General features: G+C 53.9%; 2 protein-coding genes and 3 pseudogenes. 1 reads left to right on the top strand and 4 read right to left on the bottom strand.

Annotated features, from left to right (window positions below):
• Window positions 1-108 precede the first annotated feature (108 nt).
• On the bottom strand, window positions 109-1,377 hold the full coding sequence (locus AB5Y54_RS17690) for an IS4-like element ISAeme3 family transposase (protein WP_041205731.1): 1,269 nt from the start codon (window positions 1,375-1,377) through the stop codon (window positions 109-111).
• Between the two features lie 102 nt (window positions 1,378-1,479).
• A pseudogene (locus AB5Y54_RS17685) lies at window positions 1,480-1,767 on the bottom strand (transposase); the annotation flags it as partial.
• A gap of 219 nt (window positions 1,768-1,986) precedes the next feature.
• Here AB5Y54_RS17685 and AB5Y54_RS17680 point away from each other — a divergent pair.
• A pseudogene (locus AB5Y54_RS17680) lies at window positions 1,987-2,089 on the top strand.
• Window positions 2,090-2,490: 401 nt separating this feature from the next.
• Here the strand turns inward: AB5Y54_RS17680 and AB5Y54_RS17675 are convergent.
• Both AB5Y54_RS17675 and AB5Y54_RS17670 read right to left on the bottom strand, forming a co-directional pair.
• Window positions 2,491-3,135 (bottom strand): annotated as a pseudogene (locus AB5Y54_RS17675) (IS5 family transposase); the annotation flags it as partial.
• 301 nt (window positions 3,136-3,436) lie between these two features.
• Window positions 3,437-4,465, bottom strand: a complete 1,029-nt coding sequence (locus AB5Y54_RS17670) for an IS110 family transposase (RefSeq protein WP_368153785.1) — start codon at window positions 4,463-4,465, stop codon at window positions 3,437-3,439.
• Between the last annotated feature and the right edge of the window lie 87 nt (window positions 4,466-4,552).

Here is a 4,552-nt window from a genome sequence, read left to right as displayed (position 1 = left end):
TGGTCTTGAACAATTGGCGGGCCAGTTGATGCTGCTCCAGCAGGTGGCGGAAATTCATGATGGTGGTGCGGTCCGGCAAGGCGCTATCCAGGGATCATGTACAGGACCTTAAGCGTTGAGTCCCTTTAAAACTCCTTCCAAGGTCCTGTTCTGTATCGATTTTCTCTGCTTGGTTCGGCAAGCGTTCTTGGCCAAATAATCAGCTGCCCATTCCAGTCTTTCCCTTATTTCTGTCAGCGCTCTATGGGCCACTGCTTCCAATAGCGGCAACCACCATGTCGTACTGTTCTTTGACGCTTTCAACATCGATAGCTTCCCTGTCATCACACTCTGCGCGACCCGCCTTTTCATCACCAGCGACAGCAAACTCGTCCACACCAATCCCTCGGCGATGGCTTTCTCCCCCGTCACAAACCCCTTGAGCCGGTTGTGCGATTTCCACTCTTTAAATAACAACTCCACCTGCCAACGGCAGCGATACAGGCTCATCACCTGCTCTGCTGACCATGCCGCTCGCGGCAGGTTGGTCATCCACAAGCAGAACCGCTTTTCCTCGGCAAACCAGCGTCGGATCAAGCGGTACTCGACCTTGCCGGACTTCACCACCATATCCAGCACCTCGGCCCGACAGCGCCGCCGTCCTGCCTCTTTCAGTGACAGTCCCGCCAGTTTTGGCACTTCCCGCCCATCACCGCGCCAGGCCTGGATTATCTTGGGGTTCAGGCTTTGCGTTCCTCGCACCAGATAAAATCCGCCAGCGTCGTTCACCTGCTCAAACCAGGCCCTGTCAATGTAACCCGCGTCAGCCAGCAGCAGGCAGTTGGCCAGCTTGTGAGCCTCAGGGAGAAATTGCCGCTCCCCTGCGGTATCGGCAGACACACTCATGCACAGTGGGCTCTGCTCCGACAGAGACATGGTCATATGGCACTCGATAGCCGCCGGACTGATGGTCTTGAACCGGCCGGGAAAGTCAGCCGCCAGACGCCGGTGCACCGCGAAGGAGGTGCCATCGTGCAATAACACCTGCTTGAACGCGCCGAGGGAGGCCGCTTTGAGTTGATGGTCGATACGCAAGGCGATGGCCCGTTCGACCAGCGCTTTCATAAACAGGGCAAAGCTCTCTTTACGCAGCTGATTGTGAAACGGTTTGTAAGAAACCTGATGCTCTTTCGTCAGCTGCAAGGCATTGAAATGACGGTGTAAGCTGGCAATGTCATTGACCTGGTCGCCCCCCATGGCCCGCAACAGTGCAGGTACGAGCATGGCAGGGGTAATGGCGCGCTGACGCAGACAAAACTTGCAGAGCCGAGCAATGCGCTCGAGTGCGGCGGGAGCCAGGAGTTGCTCCAGATAGTGATTAGCATTAATAATGGTCATAGGCTTCGCGCGTGTTGATTTTGTTTGGCGATAAAATTAGATCACAAACGAAGCCTTTTTTATATCTATTTCAATTGGTTGGCGCTAAAGATCCTGTACATGATCCAGGGATAACCGGGCAAACAGACGCATGGAGGCGATTTCGTACAGAGCATCTTCCATCGCGCCATCGCTCAGGTTGTACCAATGCTGCATGCAGTGAATGCGCAGCATGGTTTCCAGCGGATAGGGCCGACGACCATTACCGGCTTTGGGATAAAACGGCTCGATGACGGTGGTCATATCCTGCCATGGCAGGATATGCTCCATGCGGGAGAGGAAAATCTCTTTTCGGGTCTGACGGCGCTTACTGCTGAATTCACTGTCGGCGAAGGTAAGTTGATGACTCATGATGAACCCTGCTCCATGGCTCCAGATGACAAACATGATCTCATATCAGGAACTTGTTCGCACCTTCCCTTTGAGTTTCCAACTTCAATGTCACGGTTTCCAACTTAAATGGCCGTGATCAACAACGCAGTCAATTGCCACAACCTATGTGGTTGACATTTAATTAATTTCCTATATAAAAGTACGGTAAGTCTCATAGCAATTACCTGAGACAATTATGTAGCTTTTATTTCGGTAAAAAATGCGTAAGCTATTGAAATTGAAGGTTATATTTGTGCTGTGATGTACGAGAATGAGGGTTCGAATCCCTCCCTCACCGCCAAATAAAACAAAAGGCCCCGTCGAAAGACGGGGCCTTTTGTTTTATCCGACGACGGGCGGCTCGGTTCGGGCCCAGGTTCGAGAGGCGGGCAGGATAGCCCGCATGGATGACCAGAGGCCGCCCGCAGGGCGAGCGCCAGGGATAGCGCGAGTCGCTCCTGACCCATCCTCAGATGTCAGAACCGGCCAGATGGTCGGTTTTTTGCTTTGGGGAAGCATTTTCCGCTCATGTGGAAGAGGAAGGGGGGGCGCCCTCGTCGGGTTCAAGCAGAGCAGTTTGCCGGGATGAACGGCTGCAGGCCGTCCCGAAGGGGTGAGCCACGCAGCGGTGAATCATCCCGCCCATGGCGTTGTTTCCCAAATAAGCCAGCAAGCCATGATTTCCCCAGCTCTGGGTGACCGCTACACTCGAGGCTTTCTGACAGGTAGGCCCAGGGTATTCAGTTTGTTTATGGCACTGACATACGCCATGACTTCTCCCACCTGGCCATTGTAGTTACGCAGACTGATTTTCCCCGTCAGCAACTGCTTGAACCGATAGATCGCCGTCTCTGCCAGTGAGCGACGGTGATACCCCGATATCTTCTTCCAGTGCGCCAGCCCTTCCTTGCGTATCACCAGCACAGCGTCATTTCTTGGATGTCCTTTTTTCCATAACCTCGCGCTCTTGCGAGGTGGGATACAAGCTGTCGCCCCTTTGCGCGAGATAAGCTGATGGCTGGCTTTGCTGTCATAGGCGCCATCTGCATAAACTCGTCCCAGCTTGCGCCGCAGTGGATTGAGCAAGGTCGGCAACACCTCGGCATCATGGACATTTTCCAATGACACCTCCGCCGCCACGATATCGTGGGTTACCGAGTCTACCGCCAGGTGCAACTTACGCCAGACTCGCCGCTTCTCAGCGCCGTGTTTTCTGACTTTCCACTCGCCTTCACCAAACACCTTCAGCCCGGTTGAGTCGATAACCAAGTCGGTAATGCATCCCTTTGGGGGCTGTCGATAGGCCACTGTCACCGTGCGTGCTCGCTTGCTGACACATAGATGGTCGCCCCGGTTTGCCAAGCCCTCAATCAATGAAAGTGAGTCAGGTTGAGATTGCAGCCATAGATCCGGATTTCACCGAGGCAACAGCCTCTATCCCTGATGGAATTCGCTGACTGGCTCCTCTATCAGCTAAACGCACTTATTAGTGCCCTGTGTCTGTCGGGTTTTGCCAGTCACGGTCTGACCTGCCTCGCCATCACGTCATGATCGCCCGTGCAATCGGTGGTACTTTCTAACGCTGGTTGTTAACTCGATACTTTGTCACGCTTGCTATGAAACACCGTTCCTGTGCTAGCTATTGCGCTCAGGCCGCTACTGCGTGATCAGCATCGTACTCGCGCTCATGGGCAAGTAATGCCCAGATGATGCGTGCATTCTTGTTGGCCAGTGCCACTACCGTTACATTATGGTTACGTCGCTCCATGACCCCCGAAAGCCAGCTTCCTGCGTACTCTGTCTTACGCTCAGCGACCCGGAGCACGGAGCGGGCCCCGTGGATCAGCAGTGTGCGTAGATAGATGTCACCGCGTTTGCTTATCCCCAACAGGGTCTGCTTGCCGCCGCTGGAATGTTGCTTGGGTACCAAGCCCAGCCAGGCTGCTAGCTGGCGGCCATTTTCGAACTGCTTTGCATCGCCGATAGACGCTACCAGTGCACTGGCCGTGAGAGGACCAATACCCGGCATCTTAGCCAGCTTCTGGCTTGCCGAGTTTTTTTTGTGCCAACACCAGATCTGCTCTTCCAGTTCATTCACCTGCTTGGCGAGCTCTTTGAGGTGCTCCCCTAAACGCTCAATTAATTGACGAAACGTTCCGGGTAGGTTGTTCTCTGCATCCTCCAGGAGCTTGGGCAATCGTAGGCTAATGTGTGCAATACCTTTAGGGACAATGATGCCATGTTCAGCCAGCAGGCCCCTGATTTGATTAGCTTGTGCCGTTCTGGCTTTGACGAACCCTTGCCTTGCGCGATGTAGCGCCAACACGGCTAACTGCTCGCCATTTTTTATTGGCACAAACCGCATATTGGGTCGGGTGACGGCTTCGCAGATAGCTTCTGCATCCGCAGCATCGTTCTTGTTGGTCTTCACATAGGGCTTAACGAACTGCGGCGCCATCAGTTTGACGGTATGCCCCATTCCTTGCAGTTTATTGGCCCAGTAATGGGCACTGCCGCATGCCTCCATGCCGATCAGGCTAGGAGGAAGATTGGTAAAGAATGAGAGCATCTGATCCCGCTTCAACTGTCGCTTGAGGACCGTCTTGCCATGTTGATCAACGCCATGTAATTGGAAGAGATGTTTTGCCAGATCAATGCCGATAGTCGTAGCCTTCATGGTGGTCGCCTCTCTCATCAGTGGGAACTTACATTCGCCACTTTGGCACTCAGATGCCGTTTTGGGGAGGGGCGACCATCCCATTAG

Origin of the sequence: Aeromonas sp. s9 (genome assembly GCF_040907765.1) — a bacterium.
Lineage (GTDB): Bacteria > Pseudomonadota > Gammaproteobacteria > Enterobacterales > Aeromonadaceae > Aeromonas > Aeromonas caviae.
This window is presented reverse-complemented; position numbering and strand designations above follow the sequence as displayed.